The following is a 19,855-nucleotide window of genomic DNA, read 5'->3' as shown; positions in this document are numbered from 1 at the left end:
AGGAAGCTATGAAAGTAGTGCTGCACGATTTGGAGCCCTCCCGGTTTGAAAGCCTGTACCCGAAGTTGGCACGGGACAGCTTCATTGTCGGGGAGGAGGGACCGGTCCGTAACTGCGTCGGCTGCTTTGGCTGCTGGTGCAAAACGCCTGGAAAATGCGTTATTCCGGATGGGTATGGCGATTTTGGAAAACGCCTTGGAGCCTGCGGGGAATATCTCATCCTGAGCCGGGTGGTTTACGGTGGGTTCAGTCCCTTTGTCAAGAATGTGCTGGACCGGAACATCGGGTACATTCTGCCCTTCTTTGAGCTACGAAAGGGAGAGATGCATCACAAGCCCCGCTATCCCGACAGGTTCCGGCTGCGGGTTTTCGGGTATGGAGAGGAAGTTTCCCCGGAAGAACAGGCCGTCTTCCGGCGGCTGGCGGAGGCCAACGGACTGAATCTGAACGCACAGAGCGTTACGGTACGGCTCGGCCGTTCGCCGGAGGAACTGGCGTTTGAAAGGGAGGGAGAGCTGTGACCGCGTTGATTCACGGCAGTCCGAAAGCGGCGGGGGGTAATTCGGAGAAGATTCTGCAGCTTCTGGAGAAACGGCTTACAGGCCCCTGCGTCCGGGTGGATACTGTCAGAACCGGGCCGGAGACTTGGGAGGCGCTGGCAGACTGTGAAGCCGCCGTCGTGATTTTCCCGCTGTATGTGGATAGTCTGCCCTCTCATTTGCTGCGCTTTTTTATGGAATGGGAGATGGACCGCAGGGAGCAGCAAAGGAGGGCCCTGTCTCTCTATGCCGTTGCTCAGTGCGGCTTTTACGAGGGGGAACAAAACCGGATTGCCTTGGAGCAGGTATCTTGTTTTTGCAGGAAAGCGGGGATTTCCTGGCAGGGCGGCGTCGGCCTGGGCGGCGCCGGAGGCTTCGCGGAGATGCCGGAAGCGCTGCTCAAACCGCTTACCGGAGTTATTTCCTCGCTGGCGGAGGCGGTGAACCGGAAGGAAGAGCTTCCCTCTCTCCAATTTGCCAGCGTGGGGCTCCCCAGATGGCTTTATCTGGCTGCCGGGAATCAGAGCTGGATCCGGGGCGCCAAAAGATTCGGCCTGAAGAAAAGGGAGCTGTACCAAAAGCCTTAAGATAAAAACAGTGAGGAAGCCTCAGGAAAAAACCTGAGGCTTCCTCGTTTCGCCGCCAGGCTGCGGGCGACTGGCGAAGGTTTGCTTTATTCTGCGGTGATGGTGCGTCCCTCGCGTTTGGCCGCCACCTCTTCCGCGGAGAGCTCGCGCAGGCGGACAGCGCCGCGGTATCCCTCTTTCGTGGGAATGACGTCGCCTTTTGCAAAGTAATCTTTTGCCGCCTGAATGGCTTCGCCGTATTGGGGCAGCCACTGCTCCTGAGCGATCAGCATTTCGTCGATCATCTGGGAAATTTCAGGAGGATTGCAGACTGCGCCGGTCAGGGGATCCATCATGGCGGCCTGTTTCAGGAGCATCACATCTCCGGAAACGGCGGCTTCCACAGCCAGCTTCTGTACCCAGATAGACTGGGAGCAAATGGCAGCGCAGCCCAGCGGCAGGTCGCCTACCTTGGGTACCGAGATACCGTTGCCATCCACATAGCAGGGAACCTCAACGACGCATTCATAGGGCAGGTTCGAAATACAGCCCTCATTCATCACGTTCATGTGTCCCCGGTACACACGTCCGGTTTCAAGGGCTTCCATGATATAGGAGCCGTGCTCTTTTCCGCGGCAGGAGCCGTCGTATTTCTTGGGAGGATCTTGGAGGATTTTCGGGTAATCCGTCTCAAACCAGTTGCGTTCCTCCCGGGTCTGCCGCAGGTAGCCGCCTGTCTCCCCGTGAATCCAGTCTGAGGTGTCGATCCACTGCTCGATCTCCTCCGGGCGCTTCCGGTACCAGGACACATATTCGGACAGATGGCCGTTGGACTCCGTGGAGTAGTAGCCAAACCGTTTGAGAATATCCAGCCGCACTTTTTCCTGCTTGCTGTAAACTGGGTGGTTTCCGAATTCGGCGCGGATACGGTCCAGCATTTCCACGCCGTGGTGCTTGACCGAGACGTACCAGGTCTGATGATTGATACCGGCACAGATGAAGTCCAGTTCCTTATGAGGGATTCCCAAAATCTCCGCGATCTGGTGCTCGCCATGGATCTCTCCGTGGCACAGGCCGATGGTATGTACTTTTCCGTATTTATTGCAGGCCCAGGTGGCCATGGCGTTGGGGTTGGAGTAGTTCAGCAGCAGGGCGCCGGGCTCCGCCACTTCGCGGATGTCTTTGCAGAAAGCCAGAAGTTCAGCGATGGTGCGCTGTCCGTACATGATGCCCCCGGTGCAGAGCGTATCGCCCACACACTGGTCCACGCCGTATTTCAGCGGGATGTCCACGTCGGTTTCAAAGCCCTCCAGGCAGCCGATCCGTACGCAGTTGACAATGTATCTGGCGCCCCGGAAGGCCTCCCGGCGGTCCAGCGTGGATTGGATTTTGGTAGAAATCCCATTTGCCTCCAAATCGCGCTGGCAGAGCAGGGTAACCTTTTCCAGATTGTCAGCGTTGATATCGGTAAAGGCGATATCAATGCCGCGGAATTCGGGAACGGACATGATGTCCGTAAAGAGGGTCCGGGCGAAGACGAGGCTGCCCGCGCCGATAATGGCCAATTTAAAACTCATAGTTTGATTCTCTCCCTTCAGAATTCGGAATCCTAGAGGTTCCTTTTGCCCTATCATAGGAAATTATGGGACGCGGGGTGGAATGAATGCTTGGAAAAAGGAATAAAAATGGAAGAAATCGTTGTATTTCTTTTCGGATAGAGCTAAAATGAAACTGTTGAAAAAAGGGAGGAGAAGCGGTGAGCATCTACTATGCGGATAACAGGCATGCGAATGTGGAGGCCTATTATGGCGCGCAGATACGGGAATTCCACATGGGCCTGCACAGCCACCCGCGCTGTGAGATCATGTACGTGGTGGATGGGGAATGCTGGGTGGAAGCCCGGGAAAGAAGGGAAAAGCTGGGGCAGAAAAACTTTGTTTTTCTGGATCAATTGGTGCCCCATTCCCTGAATGTGGACAGCGGCTCGCCCTGCACGCTTTTGAACCTGGAATTCAGCTGTTCCCCTGAAGAATTCGGCCTGGATTTGGGGAAGTTACAGGAAAAAAGCGTCTCCTTCCGAACTTTTCTGAAAAAGGAGGCTCCCGTCCTGTTTCTCTACGACGGGGGAAATGTCTGCGGCGCGCTGCGGGATCTGCTGGAAGCGCTGCAAAACCCGGGAAACCATGATTCCTGCCTGACTGAGCTTTTGCTTGCCCGGCTTTTGCTGGAGCTTTCCTCCTGCGCCGGCAGGGAGAGGGAGAGCAGCGTGGGAGCCAAATATGTAAATCAAGCAAAGGAATACCTGCTTCGGCATTTTGACCGGGACATCTGCGTCAAGGAAGTGGCGGAGTCTGTGGGGCTGAACCAGGCCTATCTGCAGACGCTGTTTTCCACCCATTTCGGCTGCGGCGTTATGGCGTACGCCAACCGGCTGCGTATCGAAAAGGCCTGTTTCCTCCTGAAAAACAGCGAGCTGAGCATTACGGACATCGCCTGCGAAACCGGCTACAACAGCAGGCAGCAGTTCGGCTACAGCTTTCACCGCCAGATGGGAAAAAGCCCCCAGCAGTACCGGAAGGAGCTGGGCTATCAGTTTCAGGAGGGGATTCATCAGCAGTATTACCCAATGGGAAACTAAGGTTTTTCAAGGATTGTTCAATGGAAAGGGCTGCCGCGGAAATTTGCTTCGCGGCAGCCCTTTCCTGTTTTGAGGGTGATTTTGCTGAATCAGAGGAAGGGACGGACGTCCTTTACCAGATCCTGCTCCAGTCCTACCAAATCCTTGGCAATATCCTTAACCTGCTCTTCCGCAGCCTGATACTGATTTAAATAACGGTTCAGAGACTTCATGCCCATGTTGCAGCCGTCTGTAATCAAATCAGCCACGGCTTTGTCGCTGTCTTCTTCCACCAGAAGCTTCATGTTGGTCTTCATCCAGGACATACCTTTGGCCATGGGGCTGGGATCCTTTCCTTCGTCATGGTATTCGTTTAAAAGGGAATGGGTGCGGTCTCCCAGCTTGCCGTGGGCCTGGCGGGATTCCTCCAGAGCGGAGCGCAGGCCGCTGTCTTTTACCTTCGGCAGCATTTCATCGATGCTTTCCACACCCATTTTGATGCCGGAATTGCATTCCCTCAGGAGCTTGACGGTATCTTCTTCGATCATGATGATCCTTCCTTTCACGTTTTGTTTCCAGTGTTCCCTTTTTTGCCGTCAATTATTTGAAATATAAGACCTCACAAAAAAAGTTTTGAGAGAGAGGCGACCAGGAAGCATACTACAAGGCCTGCCAGCGTGGGCGCCAGGAAAGCGACCACAGTCCATTTCAGGCTCTGCGTCTCTTTTTTGATGGTCATGCAGGTGGTGGAGCAGGGCCAGTGCATCAGGGAAAACAGCATGGTGCATATGGCGGTTACCCAGGTCCAGCCGTTCTCTACAAGCAGGGTTTTCAGGGCGTTGAGGTCGGTCATCTCCACCAGGGAACCCTGGGCCATATAAGCCATGATGATGATGGGGACTACAATTTCATTGGCGGGCAGGCCGAGGATAAAGGCCAGCAGGATGACGCCGTCCAACCCCAGCAGTTTTGCAAAGGGGTCCAGGAATCCGGAACAATGGGCCAGCAGAGTGGCGTCCCCCAATTGAACGTTCGCCATAATCCAGATGATGAGCCCGGCCGGAGCGGCTACCGACGCGGCTCGGCCCAGAACAAAAAGGGTGCGGTCAAAGATGGAACGCACGATCACCTTCCCCACCTGCGGCGTCCGGTAGGGAGGAAGCTCCAGCGTGAAGGAAGAGGGGATGCCCTTCAAAATGGTTTTAGAAAGCAGCTTGGATACGGCAAAGGTCATCAGCACGCCGAAAACAATCACGGCGACCAGCAGCATGGAGGAGAGTACCGAAGCGCCGAAGCCTCCGGCAGTGCTTACGAAGAACATGGTGATGATGGCGATGAGCGTGGGAAAACGGCCATTGCAGGGCACAAAGCTGTTGGTGATCATGGCGATCAGCCGTTCCCTTGGGGAATCAATGATGCGGCAGCCGATTACGCCGGCGGCATTGCAGCCAAATCCCATACACGTCGTCAATGCCTGCTTTCCGCAGGCTCCACATTTTTGAAAGCATTTGTCCAGGTTAAAGGCCACCCGGGGAAGATAGCCCAAATCCTCCAGCAGGGTGAATAAGGGGAAGAAAATGGCCATAGGAGGCAGCATTACGGAAACCACCCAGGCAAGGGTGCGGTAGACGCCGTCCACCACCACTCCGACCAGCCATTCCGGAGCGCTGCACAGCAGAAGCAGCTCTCTGAATCGGTCGCCGAGCCAGAACAGGCCGCCGCTCAGCAGCTCGGAGGGGTAGTTTGCCCCGGTGATGGTGAGCCAGAAAATGACCAGGAGAACCAGAAACATGATGGGGAATCCTGTGAGCTTGCTGGTGAGAATGCGGTCGATGCGCTTGTCGCGGGCGTTGTACCCCTCATGCTCTACGGTCACCACTGCCCGGGCCAGCCGTTCGGCCTGCTGCACCACGCCGGAAACCAGATCATCCTTCAGCTCTTCCGGCGTCCAGCCCGCTTTGGCCAGTTCCTCCCACACCTGACAGAGAGCTTCGGAAATCTCCGGGTTTTCCTGTGGGGAAAACCCCAGATATTTGCCGATCGATACAAGAAGGTTCTCTTCCCGCTCCAGCAGTTTCAGGGAGAGCCAACGAGGATCAACGGCGTCTCCGCAGATTTTATTCACCAGAGGGGTCAGCCTGCCCAGCGCCTGTTCTGTCTTCTCGGAGTAGGTCACCACAGGGGAACGGGGGAGGGACTCCTTGCCCGCAGCGGAACTCATGGCTTGAAGCAGCTTGTCGAGGCCCTTGCGGCTGCGGGCCGCAGTTCCCACTACGGGGACTCCCAGAAGCTGAGAAAGTTTTTCGAGATCTACCTTAATCCGTTTCTTTTTCGCCTCGTCCAGCAGGTTGACGCATACCACGGTGTTCCTGGTGATCTCCATGGTCTGCAGCACAAGGTTCAAATTTCGTTCCAGACAGGTGGCGTCACATACCACCACTGCTGCGTCGGCGCCTCCGAAACAGATGAAGTCCCGGGCCACCTCCTCTTCTGCCGAATGGGCCATCAGAGAGTAACAGCCTGGAAGGTCCACCAATACATATCCCCGGTTCCTGTAGGTACAGTATCCCTGGGCGTTGGTGACAGTTTTTCCGGGCCAATTCCCCGTATGTTGGTGGAGGCCGGTCAGTTCATTGAACACCGTGCTTTTGCCCACGTTTGGATTTCCCGCCAGTGCAATGACATGATCGGTCTCATTGACTTTCTTGATTACCAGCTCTGTTGATGCGGCCTTGATGCCTGTGGAGTCTTTGGAAAGACCCATTTAGATCACACCCCTGTTCCATTTTGGTAAGAAGATAGAAAAGGGGCCGTCCCGTTCTGTTTCGGGGCGGCTCCCTGGAATCACGCCGTCATTCGGTCACCATACTTCCAGCGTTCTTGGTTAAGAGCCTATTTGATCTTCTGACGCAGGTCCCGCCCACGTCGTCCACGAAGATTCCGGCGGCATCCTCGCTGCGCAGGGCAATGACCGCACCGCGGATCAGATAAGCGGCGGGGTCGCCCATTGGGCTGATACCGATACACTCCACCCTGGTGCCCTTGATAAGTCCAATATCCTGAAGCCTGCGTCGGAGACTCCCTCCGGCGGAAAGTTCACGCACGACGGCGGTTTCGCCCTCTTTTAAATTTCCGAGGCTGATTCTGTTCTGCATATATCAATTCACTCCTGAATACTTGTTAGGGGAAGGAAATTTTCTTTCTCATCTCTACTATATTCAAAACCTGTGGACTTGTTACAGGCGGGAGGCGGAAATTTGGACAAGGAAGGCTTCTATACGCTGAAGGGTTACACCATGATGGAGCACGGGCTGATCACCTCTTCCATGGAGGACTATCTGGAGATGATCTGCAGGATGTCGGAGCAATCGAAGGTGGTGCGCATTTCTTCTCTGGCGCAGGCGCTGCATGTAAAACCGCCCTCTGCCTCCAAGATGGCCGGCAATCTGAGGGCGCAGGAATTGATTGAATTTCCCAGGTATGGATACATCACCCTGACCCCCATGGGGAAAAAGCTGGGGGAATACCTGGTACAGCGGCACGAAACCATCGGCAGGCTGCTGTGCCTGATCAACGGCACGCAGGATGAACTGGAAGAGGTGGAGAAAATTGAGCATTTTCTCTCTCCCAGGACAGTGCTGAATATCCGGAAGTTTCTGGAGCAGCAGGAAAAAAAATAGTGTCAAGAGTTTTTCGCACTTTCGTTGGCAGACGTTGGGATGGAGAAGTTGGCCGGAGTCTGCAAACGGATCTGCGTATTTCTCTTGACACTGGCTTCCTGGCGGCGATGCCGTCCGGTGACGGACGATTCAAAAGAGGCTCCTTCAGACGCGACGCGGGGAGTGAGACGTCTGAAAAGGCGGCAGGGTTCCTGTTATAATGGCTACTTTCAGGCATTGCGCCCGAAGCGGACAGCATGCGGTGTTTTTTCGCTTCCTGCGCCGGACGTTCACAGAACGTCTCTTCTGCACATCAAAATTCTTACCTCTCCTTTCATCACTGCTTCGTTTTGCTGTACGATTGTTTCGGACATGGGTTACCGGTTCCTTTCAGAATGGCGCAATGCTGCTTCCTTCTGTGGGAATTCTGTAAGCCATGTCTTTTTTCTGTTTCGTCAACTCAATTTAACTTGCCTTTTCCGTAGAAGAGTGAGCGATACTCTACTGGGGTGAACCCAGTGGCCTTTTTAAAGATTCTTGTGAAGTAAACGGGTGAATCTATTCCTACGGCAAGAGCGATATCCTGTATCTGCTTTTCAGAACTGATCAGTAGATTTTTTGCGGTTTTGATTCGAACCTGCAACAGATATTCAGTGATATTGGATCCGGTAACATTTTTGAAGAGCCGGGACAGATAGGCGGGGCTGAGATAAACCACCTGTGCAAGCTTATTCAGTGAAATGTCGCTGTCGATATGATCCCGGATATACTGCTGTACAAACTCAATGCTGTGATGGTTTTTTAGATCCGATAAAAGTGTATCCGGCGCTTTAAGCTGTTCCGCAGCATGGTGATGTTCGATGATCTTGGCCGTTTTCTGAATGGCATGTATGACCTCCTCGTTGAGGTCGTTTTTCAGGCAAAAATCGTCACATTTTGCTTTGATGGCCTGATAGGCGAAATCAAAATCACTATAACCGGTGAGAAAGATCACATGGCAGTCCGGATTGGTTTCTTTGGCGACAGAGGAAAGTTCAAAGCCATCCCAGTGCGGCATTTTGATATCTGTAAGCAGAATGTCGATCATGTCGGTTTTTAGTATTTCTCTGGCCTGCCTGCTGGAAGTAGTTTTGATATATTCGTACTGCGGCAGCTTCTCGCTTAAAAAGCGGAAAATACTGTTCAAAATCTCTTCTTCATCGTCAACGATCATTATTTTAATCACAGTTGGCCCCTCCTCGTAGAAGCTGTTTTCCGCGGATCTATCTGCGGATTTTTACAGTGACTTTCATACCGCCTTGTTCGCCCTGTTCAAGGGTGAGCCCGCAGTGGGGATCTTTGAAAAACAGCTGAAGCCGTCGGTGGATATTTAAAAGTGCGGAAGGTTCCATTTGACCGATCCCGCTGCTGAAAGCCTGCTGCAGCATTTCAATTTTTCCACGGTTTTTTTCAAAGCTTTCTGAATTGTCTTCAATGGTCAGGTGCAGATACCCACTGTCATGAGAGGAACGGAATTCCAGAAGGCCGTCAAATTCCATATCCTCCAGTCCGTATTTGAATGCGTTTTCTAGAATGGGCTGCAGGATCAGCGGCGGAACCTGCAGCTTGCAGAATTGCTCCGGAATTTCTTCCCAACGGATCTCCGTGCGGTTTTTAAAACGAACCGCCTGTATGGATGCATAGGCCCTTGCGTGCGCCAGTTCTTCGCCGAGGCTGATGGAATCCGCATTGTTTTTTGAGATAAATTTAAAGTAAATTCCCAACATATCGGCGAAATGACCGGCATCTTCATACTCTTTGGCAGTGATTCTGCTTTTCAGGATAAAGAAGCTGTTATAGAGGAAATGAGGGTTGATCTGTGCCTGCAGCTGGCGCAGTTCTGCCTTTTGCTTCAGCATTTGCTGTTCATATACGTCTTCAATCAGGTAGGAAATACTTTTGGTCATCTCGTTAAAGCCGCCGTAAATATGAAAGAATTCCCGTGTGCCGATGTGAGAGAGGCTTGTTGAGAAGTCGCCGCTTTGAACTTTGTGAATGGCTTTTTCCAGCTCTTTGACCGGCCGGTTAATCAAGCGGTACAGGAGCATGAAGTGGAGTATGGTAAGAAGAAAGATGGAGGCGGAGAACGCCCATAGGAAAATAAATAAGCGGTTTGCTTCCATCAGTATTTTTTCTTCCGGGATCAGCTGCGTGTATTTTGCATGAAAGAAATCAGAAAAGTATGTAACAGGCATATACGATATTCCATTCAGCTTTACCGGATGGGTATCCATTGGCCTGCTGTCAGAAAAACTGTCGAAAATATCAGGATTTGAAGAAATGGAATAGTTGTATTCGGTAAATGCCAGAATGCTGTGGGAATCTTCTGAAAACAGAAAGTTCTTTAGTTCACTGGCGATTAAATCGCTGTTAAAAACAATTTCTGAACAGCAGACGAAATTTTCTGGAGTTGCGGAAGCAGGGTAGGCCGCCATAGACAGGCTTCCATCCAGAACTTTGAACCGTTTTCCGGGTGCAGATTGAAGCGAGCTGATATGATCGGCGTCAAAACGGGCGTAACAGACACTGCCGGCACGCAGCGTTCTTTTCGGATTCTGAAAATGTAAGGACAGGCTTTCGATATATCGATTCCCATTTCGGATGGTGGTCATCTGCGTCGTCAGCCGGTCTACTGCGATTGCAACGTTGGTCTCAAAAGGAGAATAAGGCCCCAGATTCAGATATACCACGTCGGGACCGGTTATGAGGTCTTTTTGAAGTTGTTCCACCATCTGCAATTCAAGCTCCAGCTGTTGAAAGTACAGGGAAATCTGTTTTTCAATGGATTTTTGATTTAACGATATAATGATTTCCCGCCCTTCCGCGAAAAAGATGATCCCTACCAGCAACTGGCTGCAGCCGAATATGAGACAGAACACAATAATAATCGCCAAAATTGATACCAGAGGCTTCTTTTTGGAATTCAGAAACGGTTTGCCTTTTTTCACGGTGATACCCTTCCTACTCTGCTTGGAATTTGCAGACATTATATCAATTACCGTGCTGAAAGGAAAGGGATGTGGCAATGTTGACAAAAAAAGTCAATGATGTAAAAAAAGTCTTATTTTAATGGCGGATCAAACATGTTATATTTTCGTCAGATTAATAGAGCGGTTGATTTTTTGGGGACAGGCTCTTTAAAGGAGGAAGGCTGATACGACAAGATTGAGGCGGAAACGGTCGTGTTTATTATGTTGTTCATGCGCCAAGGAGCGCTCATATTCCTTTGAGGTTTAGCGGCGCAGCAGAAAGGAATGGTCATCACTATGAAAAAAATGAAAGCCGCCTTTATCGGTTTTCTGCCGGAGGCGGGAGATGTTTACCAAACACTGGAAGATTATGCAAAGATAGGATACCGAGCCTTTGAAGGCGGAGATTTGCTGTTTGAGAAAGGAGATCCGGCAGAAAACCTGAAGCGTGTGGAAGCAATTGGTATGAAGCCTCTGGCCGTTAGCTGTAATTTTCTGCAGGATCAGGCTCCCGATCCCAAAGAAATTCTCAGGAAAGTAAAAAAGATAGGGGTTTCTATGGCTGTATGTTATTGCGGCCGTGCGGGTGCGTACCGCTTTGGAGGAACTGACCGGCAGCCGACTTACGACGAACTGATGAAAGAATGCGAGGCTATGGACAGCGTTGCCAAAGAATTGGAGAAAGAGGGCGTTTCTTTAGCTTTTCACAACCATGATGCGGAATTTTCCGTTATGGTCAGAGGGGCGCCGGCGCACTATCTGATGGCAGCGAATACGCAGTATCTAAAATTTGAACTGGATACTGGATGGGCTGATTTTGGAGGTTATGATCCGGTATCTATTATGAAAGAATTGGGTGACCGTCTGGCCATGGTACATATCAAGGATTATGTGCCTGCCGTCACCACGGAGCGTCCGCAGGCTCCGGACGGACGTCATATTGTCGTACCTGTATTTACTTCTCCAGGAACCGGCGCGCTCGATTTACAAGGCTGTTTAGAGACTGCTCAAGCTCTGGAAATAGAGTATGCTACAGTGGAGCAGGACACTCTGAACAATTTGTCATGGAGGCAGGCGCTGCAGGCCGGCTATCTGAATATGAGAGAAACCGGCATTGTGGAATAAAAACGGCAGCTTTCCGGGCCGGGTAAACGCAAAAGCAATCCGGCAATTTGTTTGGAGGCTGCCCAGACGCCTAAACAACGGCTTTGATGAGCGGAAGCATACAGGACTGCATATCAGGTACAGGGATACGCCGGACTGGAAAAACTCTTCGCCTTTGATAAAAGGGATCCATGTTCGGGCAAGTATCAGAACGGAAAGCAAAGCCGAGTTTGAGGGGGGATAATATATGCAGACCATTGTGAAAAACGAATTGAACGGAACAGGTCCTGTTTTGATAAAACACGGGTTTCGATACTTCTTCAGAAGTATCAGAAAACAGAAAATTCTTTGGTTGATGATCTTGCCCGCCATTCTGTACTTCATTGTTTTTTGCTATCTGCCTATGGGCGGTATTGTACTGGCATTTAAGAATTTCAACTATCAGCAGGGCATATTTGACAGTCCCTGGGTGGGGGTTAGAAATTTTGAATTTCTGTTTTCTTCCGGAACGCTGTGGGAAGTTACAAAGAATACGATTCTTTATAATATAGCGTTCATCCTTGTCAGTCTTGTGATGGAAGTGCTTGTCGCCATAATGCTCAGCGAGCTGGCTGGGAAATGGTTTAAGAAAATCACACAGTCTGTTATGTTTCTGCCGTATTTTGTTTCCTATGTGCTGTTGGCGGCGCTGGTCTATAACCTTTTTAACTTTGAATACGGCGTAGTAAACAACATCCTGATCAGCTGGGGACAAGAACCTGTAGACGTGTACAGCAATCCCGGTATCTGGAAATACCTGTTGGTGTTTTTCCACGAATGGAAGGGATTAGGTTATGGGGTGGTGATTTACCTAGCGGCGCTGACAGGGATCAACAGCGAGTACTATGAAGCTGCGAAGATTGACGGCGCCAATAAATGGCAGGAGATCGGTTGGATTACCATTCCGCTCCTCAAACCGACGATGATAATTGTGACGCTGTTTGCGGTCGGCAGCATTATGAAAGGCCAATTTGAACTTTTTTATCAGGTTATCGGCACAAACTCTCTTCTATATTCCACAACAGATATCATTGATACCTATGTGTTCAGAATGCTGACGCAAACATTTGAACCTGGGATGGGAACTGCTGCCGGACTGTATCAGTCGGTGCTGAGTTTCCTGATGATTGTGGGAGTAAATTATCTTGTGAAAAGAGTGGAACCGGACTACTCGTTGTTTTAGGGGGTGAGGATTTGAAAAAAACCATAGATGAGAAGTTTTTCAGTGTTATTTCTTATACCTTTACCTTCGTAATCGCGTTGATTTGTTTTCTGCCCTTTTGGCTGATTGTGATCGGATCGTTTACCAGTGAAAGTGAGATAATCGCCCGTGGATATTCCCTGTGGCCGTCCGAATTTTCTGTGGAAGCGTATAAGATGGTGTTTCAGCTCCCCGAAAGAATTTTCAAAGCATATGGTGTTTCGATATTTATTACGGTTCTGGGAGGTGGGATCAGCCTCTTCATAACGGCTATGTCCGCTTTTGTCCTGATGAGGAAGGACTTTGAGTTCAGAAATAAAATCGCCCTGTTCTTCTACTTCCCGACCATCTTCAGCGGCGGCATGATCCCTTCCTATATCCTAGTTGTCAAGTATCTGAATCTGAAGGACAACATACTGGCGCTGATCTTGCCCGGCCTGCTGGGAGCTTGGAACATTTTTCTGATGCGAAACTTCATGAAGAGTATTCCGGATTCCATCATGGAATCTGCAAAACTGGACGGAGCCAATGATTTTGTTATTTTTGTAAAATTCTATTTGCCTCTATCCGGCGCAGGACTTGCCACGATAGGCTTGTTTACAGCTTTAGGCTATTGGAACAACTGGTACAATGCCATGATGTACATAAATAAAGCAGACCTTTATCCGCTGCAGTATCTGCTCTATCAGATGCTGACAAGTATCACGGGTTTGCGGGATGCGGCTTCCAAAGCGGGGTTGGTCGTTGCGGACATGCCGGATGAAACGTTTAAAATGGCTATGGCTGTGATCACTACAGGCCCCATCATACTGCTGTATCCGTTTGTGCAAAAGTATTTTGTAAAGGGATTGACGGTTGGTTCTGTCAAAGGATAAAACCACTTTTGTGGTTTTATCACAGATAAATTTTATTTATGGGAGGTACGAAAATGAAGAGGTTGTTCACACTGCTTCTAGCAGCGGCGCTGCTGTGCTCGGTTCTTTCCGGCTGCAGCGGCGGTACGGAGGGTTCGTCTGCCGGACAAACACAGAGCGTTGAAACAGGGAGTTCGGAGGCAAGTGGAGAAAATCAGAACACTGGTGACGGCGCGCCGGATATTTCCGAACATATCACTCTGAAATACTACTATCTTGGAGACGCTCCTACAGGAAAAGCCCAGACAGCATTGGACGCCCTCAATGAAAAACTGGGCGAAAAAATTAATGTAACCCTTGAGGCGGCAGCGATTTCCTGGGGTGACTGGACGCAGAAAATCCCGATTGTTTTGGCGTCTGGGGAGAATTTCGACATGATCTATACGGCGGATTGGGCGTTCTATTTTGAGCAGGGTGCAAAAGGCGCATTTATGAATTTGGATGAAATGATGCCTGCCTATGCTCCAAAAGTTTTTTCGATGATAGAAGAACGGGATATGATAGATCACTTAAAAGTGAATGGGAATCTCTGTATGGTTCCTTCCTTCACAAAAGAAGTGGAGACTGCCGACCTTGTGGTTCGTGAAGATCTTAGAAAAAAGTACAATTGTCCGGAAATCCATTCCTATGACGATCTGGAGGCGTTCCTGACCGCTGTCAAAGAAAATGAGCCCAGTATGTTCCCCTATGCGATGAGCGGTACGGAATCAGCGCCCCTCTACTCAGCCCTGCAGTACGAAACTGACTGGGCAAGACCGATTGTTGGCGGGGATATGGGAATTATCACTTATAAGATGGACGAAGGCAAGGAAGTTTTTTCTATCGCAGATACTCCGGAATACGAAGCATTTGTAGCCAGGCAAAGAGACTGGTTTCAAAAAGGCTTTTGGTCTAAGAGCGTCCTTTCGGAAAAAACCGGGTCGTTGGATCAGTTTAAAGCGGGTACCAGTGCAGTTGCCCGTTCTAATTATCCAGGCATTCGCAATCTTTATGTGCAGATGCAACGTGAGCAACCGGATTGGGAGATCAGTTTCTGGTCCTTAGAAGATAATCTGATTGAAAGAAAGGCTCCCGCCGGTAACGGAACCGCAATCAGCATCAATTCAAAAAATCCAGAACGCTCCTTGATGTTCCTGGAATATATCCTCACGGATGAAGAGGCTTATCATCTGATGTATAATGGCGTAGAAGGAGTGAACTACGCTTTGACTGAGGATGGAAAGCTGACGCGCCCTGAAGGCGTAGATCCGTCGGAGAATATTGGAACCATTAATCTTGGCATGGGCATGAACAATATCGATCTTCAGTATCCCAATTTGGAGGACTGGGACGTGGCGCATGAAAAAGAAACGGAACTGTATGACAAATCTGTCATTCCCGCTCTTGCTGGTTTTACAATTAATAATGAGAACATCTCTGCTGAAATTGCGGCTATAGCCAATGTGCTTGCCACCTATAAAGTGCCGCTGGATATGGGAACTGTTGATCCGGAAGAAGGCTTGCCTCTTTTGCGTCAGAAACTCAATGAGGCGGGAATTGAGAAGGTAATTGAAGAACTCAATGGCCAAATTTCTGAATACAATGCCAGCAAAAAGGAAGCTTAAAATCCTTTAACAGTAAGAAGTCCAAGCTCCGTGTTGAATAAAAAGCAGTTACCATAGTAAAAAACAGAACGGTTGTATGAAACTGGGATAACCAGTGTTATACGACCGTTCCTCTTTATGCCGTGTAAAAAGATTGAAAAAACAGGATGGATTTAGCTGTTCTCCTTGTCAGTCTTACTTTTCCGTCTTCCAGATTTTTGGGGGGATGGCAGGCGCTGGCTGCCGCCGTTCTATAAGTGAAACAAAACTCCCTTTTACCCCGACGAGGTAAAAGGGAGTTTTTCAATTGAGACGGCGCTTAATTCCTGCGCCAGGCAGCGGGAACAAAGAGCATCAGCATGGGGAAGATTTCCAATCTGCCCACCAGCATGTCGAAGCTGAGAATCAATTTGCTGAAATTAGAGAAGGAAGCATAGTTCCCGATGGGACCCACCACGTCCATGCCGGGACCGATGTTGTTGAGGCAGGCCATCACAGCCGTCACATTGGTTTCCAGGGAGAATTCGTCCACAGCGATCAGCAGCATGGAGAACGCGGCGATCAGAGCGTACACCGTGAGGTAGCTGTAGGTGCCCTGGATGGTGTCCTCGTCTACCAGCTGGCCGTCCATATGCACCTGAGAAACGGAACGGGGACGCAGCATGCGGCGAATGTTGCGCCGGGCTGCTTTAAAGAGGAGCGCGACGCGGGCTGCTTTGATGCCGCCTCCGGTGGAACCCGCACAGGCTCCGAAAATCATCAGCAGCACCAGCAGCATTTTGGAGAAAACAGGCCAGAGGTTGAAATCCACCGTAGCAAAACCGGTGGTAGTCATGATGGAAGAAACCGTAAACGCCACATGGTGGAAGGCCTCTCCTACATTTCCGTCAAAATTGGGCAGGGTGTTGATTGTGATGAGGGCGATGGCGCTGAGCATAACCAGCAGGTAAAGTCGCAGCTCCTCGTTGCGGAACACCCGGGAAAACTGCCGGAGCAGGAGCAGGTAGAAAATGCTGAAATTGATGCCGAACAGGGCCATGAATACAGTGCATACCGTCTGCAAATAGGGGCTATACCCGGCCATACTGTCGTTCCTGACACCGAAGCCGCCCGTGCCCGCCGTACCGAAAGCGGTGCAGAAACTGTCGAACAGAGGCATTCCGCCTGCCAGCAAAAAGACGATTTGAATGAGGGTGAGGGCAATGTAGATGGCATACAGGATTTTGGCGCTGTTCTGGAGCCTGGGAACCAGTTTGTCTACCTGGGGCCCGGGGCTTTCCGCCCGCATCACATGCAGCAGGGAGTTCTTGCCGCGCCCCATGGGCACCACTGCCAAAAGAAATACAAGCACGCCCATGCCGCCCAGCCAATGGGTAAAGCTTCGCCAGTAGAGCAGCCCCATGGGCATGGCCTCCACGTTAGTGAGAATACTGGCGCCGGTGGTGGTGAAACCGGAAACCGTCTCGAAAATGCAGTCGACAAAATTCGGGATGGCCCCGCTGACGAAAAAGGGAAGCGCCCCGAACAGGGAAACGGCGACCCAGGAAAGGGAGACGCAGAGAAAGCCCTCCCGTGCGCCAATGGTCTTGGTTTCCACCCGGAAAAAAAAGGAGGAAAGGCTGCAGAGGGCACAGAGAAGAATGCCGACTCCGAGGCCCAACACAGAGGCAGCCTCGTTTTGATAAACGGAAATCAGCAGGCCGGGAATCATACACACCGCTTCAATGCGAAGGATAATGCAAATGAGGTAAAGGATCATTCTGCGATTCATGGCGTCAGGCTTCCTCCACGAAGATTTCACTCAGATCGTTGATCAGCTTATCGGCTTCCGCCACAACAATTACGATATCATCCCGTTCAATGGTGTCGCTGCCCTTGGGAATAATCAGGCGGCCGTTCCTGTTGATACAGGCCAAAAGAATATGGGGCTTCAGGGTCAGCTGAGAGAGCCGTTTGCCCAGTTGGGGAAGCTGCTTGTTGGCGCGGAACTCCAGGGCCTCCACCCGGTCCTCTACAATCCGGTGAAGCGTGAGAACCGCTTCTCCCTTGCGGTTTTCCATGGCCCGTACGTAGCGTACGATGTCGTTGCAGCACAAATCCTTGGGACTCACGACACAGTCAATCCCCTTGGTTTTGAGCACCTCGGTGAATTCAGTGCGGTTAATTTTTGTGATCACCTTGTACGTACCCAAAAAGTTGGCGTACATGGAGATGATGAGATTTTCTTCATCAATATCGGTCAACGTCACCACGGCATCCGTTTGGGAAAGGCCTTCGGAATCCAGCACATACCGATCGGAGCCGTCCGCGTGGATAATGGTGGCCTTGGGGAGCATATCCGCCAGAGCTGTGCACCGTTTCTCATCGATTTCGATCAGCTTTACATTGACGCCGGAGGCAATCAGATCCTCCGCCAGATAAAAAGCGATGCGGCTGCCCCCAATTATCATCACGTCCCGGATTTTTCTTTGGGCCAGGCCTAAGTTCCGGATGAGCCTCGCCAAATCCCCGGATGAGGCGGTGACTGAGAGCTTGTCGCCAGGGCAGAGAACGAAGTTGCCGTCGGGGATGACGACTTCTTTTCCGCGTTCCACAGCGCAGACCAGCACCTTTACCTTGACGGCCCGGTAGAGTTCGGAAAGCTTAATGCCCGCCAGAGGGCTGTCCTGCTGCAGGACCAGCTCCACAATTTCCACACGGCCCTTTGCAAAGGAATCCCTCTTGAGGAAGGAGGGGAACTGCAGCAGCCGGAAGATTTCGTTGGCAGTGGAACGCTCCGGGTTGATCATCATGTTGAGGCCCAGCTCTTCCTTCAGCAGATAGAGCTGGCCGTAATACTCCGGGTTCCTCACCCGGGCGATGGTGTGACGGCAGCCCAGCTTCCGGGCCACAATACAACAGAGCAGATTGATCTCATCCGCAGAGGTGGCGGCAATCAGCAGGTCGCTGGTATCCACATTTGCCAGCTTCTGGATTTTCAAGCTGGCTCCGTTTCCGTGTACCACGTTGACATCCAGCGCCTGCTGCGCTTCCTGCAGCACCATTTTGTTGCTGTCGATGACGACCACGTCGTGGTTTTCCTTGGAAAGCTGCTCCGTCAATGCGGAACCCACTTTGCCGTCGCCTACGATCACAATCTTCATGAAACCCATCCATGCACACAGGCCTGTGCGGAGCTTAAAAGCTGCATTATAGCCTGCGGTTCCCTTTCTTTTGTTTTTCAAGTCTGCCAACGTTGCCTCTCCTGATACATTCAGCACGAAATTTTCAGTAGTGCAACAGAAATCACAGCAAAAAGCAACAGCCTTTTGCTGTGATCCGGTATTTTCCGATAGACAGTGCCATAGTAGCACAAAACATTCTGTCCGGCAAGAGGTAAGTCAGAAAGAAATGAAAAATAAAAACAGGAAATCTGGGCAAACTGCTGAGACGCCGGCAATCATTCTGTCTCCTCCGCAGCAAGTTCAGAGGTACAGTGCGGGCAGCGGGAAGCCTCGATGGCGATTTCCGATTTGCAGAAGGGGCAGATTTTGGTAGTGGGAGCCGCGGGGACTTCCTCTTCTTTTTTAAAATGGAACTTATTCATGGCCTTGATGATCAGAAAGAGGACCAGAGCCACCAACAGGAAGTTGATCACAGCAGTGATAAAGGAGCCGTAGGCGAACACAGCGGGATTTTCTCCTTCTCCAATGGTGATGGAAAGGGAGGAAAAATCCACGCCGCCGGTGATAATGCCGATCAGCGGGTTGAGAATGTTGTCAACCAGCGCGTTTACGATGGCGGTAAACGCGCCGCCGATGATGACGCCGACGGCCATGTCTATCACGTTGCCACGCGAGATAAACTCTTTGAATTCTTTGATGATTTTCATGAAGAAATCCTCCTCAAATAAAGAATGATTTTGTCGAAATTATTGTCGCATGAAAGGTTTTGGAAGTCAAGCAATGCACAGAATTTCAATGTTTTGTCACGCATAGATGCTGTCCCGGCCATAAATACTAACAGGGAACGGGCAAAGGAGAACTGCCCGGAATCAGAAAAGGAGGTATGTGTCAATGAGTCCCAAGGAATTGCTCTATATCGAAGACGCTCTGGGCCATGAGAAATTTTCCATGACCCAATGCCAGGAGGCTGTGCAGCAGTTACAGGACAGCGATCTCAAGCAGTATGCGCAGCAGATGATGGACAAGCACCGGCAGATTTTCGGCAGCTTCTACAGCCTGGTCTGACTCCGGCAGCCGCCGGGATGACGAAAGGCTGCAACCCCGCCGCAGGCTGTCCAACCAATTGAAATCTTCCTTTGGACAGTTGTTTGCGGCCTGTATAAAATCCCGCACCTAACAGAAAGGAATAAAAAAACATGGATGATAAATGCATTATGGAAAATATCCTTCTGACAGAGAAGGGTGTTTGCGATCTGTTTCTGCACGGCACGATAGAATCCTCCACCGCCAATGTACACCAGGCCTTCAATACAGCGCTGAACGATTCCCTCTGCATGCAGGACGAGCTTTACAAAAAGATGGCTCAGAAGGGCTGGTATCCCACCGAGCAGGCTGAAGAACAGAAAATACAGAAGGTAAAGCAGAAGTTTTCCAACTCTTCTTCCAACTGAAGTCGGCCAA

The 19,855-nt window shown here is 50.8% G+C and carries 19 protein-coding genes; 10 read left to right on the top strand and 9 right to left on the bottom strand.

Annotated features, from left to right (window positions below):
• Positions 1-8 precede the first annotated feature (8 nt).
• A complete protein-coding gene (locus BN3911_RS14155) occupies positions 9-521 on the top strand; it encodes a flavodoxin family protein (RefSeq protein WP_066866745.1) in 513 nt (170 codons plus the stop codon).
• Positions 518-1,126, top strand: a complete 609-nt coding sequence (locus BN3911_RS14150; RefSeq protein ID WP_066866743.1) for a hypothetical protein — start codon at positions 518-520, stop codon at positions 1,124-1,126. The genes BN3911_RS14155 and BN3911_RS14150 overlap by 4 nt, the downstream gene beginning before the upstream one ends.
• A gap of 86 nt (positions 1,127-1,212) precedes the next feature.
• Here the strand turns inward: BN3911_RS14150 and melA are convergent, their stop codons facing one another.
• The gene (gene melA, locus BN3911_RS14145) at positions 1,213-2,682 is read right to left on the bottom strand and encodes an alpha-glucosidase/alpha-galactosidase (RefSeq protein WP_066866741.1); all 1,470 of its coding nucleotides are present in this window, start codon (positions 2,680-2,682) and stop codon (positions 1,213-1,215) included.
• Between the two features lie 179 nt (positions 2,683-2,861).
• On the opposite strand from melA, the gene BN3911_RS14140 reads away from it, so the two are divergent.
• Entirely contained in the window at positions 2,862-3,743 is an 882-nt protein-coding gene (locus BN3911_RS14140; RefSeq protein ID WP_066866739.1) for an AraC family transcriptional regulator, read from the top strand.
• Positions 3,744-3,832: 89 nt separating this feature from the next.
• Here BN3911_RS14140 and BN3911_RS14135 read toward each other — a convergent pair whose 3' ends face one another.
• The 3 genes from BN3911_RS14135 to BN3911_RS14125 form a co-directional block, all read right to left on the bottom strand.
• Positions 3,833-4,270, bottom strand: coding sequence for a hypothetical protein (locus tag BN3911_RS14135; RefSeq protein ID WP_066866737.1), 438 nt, complete (start codon positions 4,268-4,270; stop codon positions 3,833-3,835).
• Positions 4,271-4,341: 71 nt separating this feature from the next.
• Entirely contained in the window at positions 4,342-6,486 is a 2,145-nt protein-coding gene (feoB, locus tag BN3911_RS14130) for a ferrous iron transport protein B (protein WP_066866735.1), read from the bottom strand.
• Between the two features lie 88 nt (positions 6,487-6,574).
• Positions 6,575-6,877, bottom strand: coding sequence for a FeoA family protein (locus tag BN3911_RS14125; RefSeq protein ID WP_082942295.1), 303 nt, complete (start codon positions 6,875-6,877; stop codon positions 6,575-6,577).
• Between the two features lie 102 nt (positions 6,878-6,979).
• On the opposite strand from BN3911_RS14125, the gene BN3911_RS14120 reads away from it, so the two are divergent.
• On the top strand, positions 6,980-7,402 hold the full coding sequence (locus BN3911_RS14120; protein ID WP_242871135.1) for a metal-dependent transcriptional regulator: 423 nt from the start codon (positions 6,980-6,982) through the stop codon (positions 7,400-7,402).
• A 439-nt stretch (positions 7,403-7,841) separates the two neighbouring features.
• Here BN3911_RS14120 and BN3911_RS14115 read toward each other — a convergent pair whose 3' ends face one another.
• Both BN3911_RS14115 and BN3911_RS14110 read right to left on the bottom strand, forming a co-directional pair.
• Positions 7,842-8,606 (bottom strand): helix-turn-helix domain-containing protein, encoded by a 765-nt coding sequence (locus tag BN3911_RS14115; RefSeq protein ID WP_147578622.1) that lies wholly within the window; start codon positions 8,604-8,606, stop codon positions 7,842-7,844.
• A gap of 37 nt (positions 8,607-8,643) precedes the next feature.
• Positions 8,644-10,368 carry a sensor histidine kinase gene (locus BN3911_RS14110; RefSeq protein WP_066866731.1) on the bottom strand — a complete coding sequence of 575 codons (1,725 nt, stop codon included), beginning with the start codon at positions 10,366-10,368 and terminating at the stop codon, positions 8,644-8,646.
• Positions 10,369-10,686: 318 nt separating this feature from the next.
• On the opposite strand from BN3911_RS14110, the gene BN3911_RS14105 reads away from it, so the two are divergent.
• From BN3911_RS14105 to BN3911_RS14085, 4 genes are all read left to right on the top strand, one after another.
• On the top strand, positions 10,687-11,514 hold the full coding sequence (locus tag BN3911_RS14105; protein WP_066866729.1) for a sugar phosphate isomerase/epimerase family protein: 828 nt from the start codon (positions 10,687-10,689) through the stop codon (positions 11,512-11,514).
• Between the two features lie 334 nt (positions 11,515-11,848).
• The gene (locus tag BN3911_RS14095; protein WP_207644533.1) at positions 11,849-12,715 is read left to right on the top strand and encodes an ABC transporter permease; all 867 of its coding nucleotides are present in this window, start codon (positions 11,849-11,851) and stop codon (positions 12,713-12,715) included.
• Between the two features lie 11 nt (positions 12,716-12,726).
• A complete protein-coding gene (locus BN3911_RS14090; RefSeq protein WP_066866726.1) occupies positions 12,727-13,608 on the top strand; it encodes a carbohydrate ABC transporter permease in 882 nt (293 codons plus the stop codon).
• A 290-nt stretch (positions 13,609-13,898) separates the two neighbouring features.
• Positions 13,899-15,251: an ABC transporter substrate-binding protein gene (locus tag BN3911_RS14085; protein WP_187127759.1), complete on the top strand. Its 1,353-nt coding sequence runs from the start codon at positions 13,899-13,901 to the stop codon at positions 15,249-15,251.
• 298 nt (positions 15,252-15,549) lie between these two features.
• On the opposite strand, the gene BN3911_RS14080 is transcribed toward BN3911_RS14085, so the two are convergent.
• The 3 genes from BN3911_RS14080 to mscL form a co-directional block, all read right to left on the bottom strand.
• Positions 15,550-17,001, bottom strand: coding sequence for a TrkH family potassium uptake protein (locus BN3911_RS14080; RefSeq protein WP_066866719.1), 1,452 nt, complete (start codon positions 16,999-17,001; stop codon positions 15,550-15,552).
• Positions 17,002-17,005: 4 nt separating this feature from the next.
• Complete coding sequence (gene trkA / locus BN3911_RS14075) at positions 17,006-18,454, bottom strand: Trk system potassium transporter TrkA (RefSeq protein ID WP_242871134.1); 1,449 nt, start codon at positions 18,452-18,454, stop codon at positions 17,006-17,008.
• A 215-nt stretch (positions 18,455-18,669) separates the two neighbouring features.
• On the bottom strand, positions 18,670-19,101 hold the full coding sequence (mscL, locus tag BN3911_RS14065; RefSeq protein WP_066866714.1) for a large conductance mechanosensitive channel protein MscL: 432 nt from the start codon (positions 19,099-19,101) through the stop codon (positions 18,670-18,672).
• 184 nt (positions 19,102-19,285) lie between these two features.
• On the opposite strand from mscL, the gene BN3911_RS17420 reads away from it, so the two are divergent.
• Together BN3911_RS17420 and BN3911_RS14060 are read left to right on the top strand one after the other, a co-directional pair.
• Positions 19,286-19,459: a hypothetical protein gene (locus BN3911_RS17420; protein WP_187127758.1), complete on the top strand. Its 174-nt coding sequence runs from the start codon at positions 19,286-19,288 to the stop codon at positions 19,457-19,459.
• 131 nt (positions 19,460-19,590) lie between these two features.
• A complete protein-coding gene (locus tag BN3911_RS14060) occupies positions 19,591-19,845 on the top strand; it encodes a spore coat protein (RefSeq protein WP_066866712.1) in 255 nt (84 codons plus the stop codon).
• Positions 19,846-19,855: the final 10 nt, after the last annotated feature.

The sequence above is a fragment of the Neglectibacter timonensis genome (genome assembly GCF_900048895.1).
In the GTDB taxonomy this organism is placed as follows: domain Bacteria; phylum Bacillota; class Clostridia; order Oscillospirales; family Acutalibacteraceae; genus Acutalibacter; species Acutalibacter timonensis.
The sequence above is the reverse complement of the archived record's forward strand: the minus strand, read 5'-3'. Positions and strand labels throughout refer to the sequence as shown.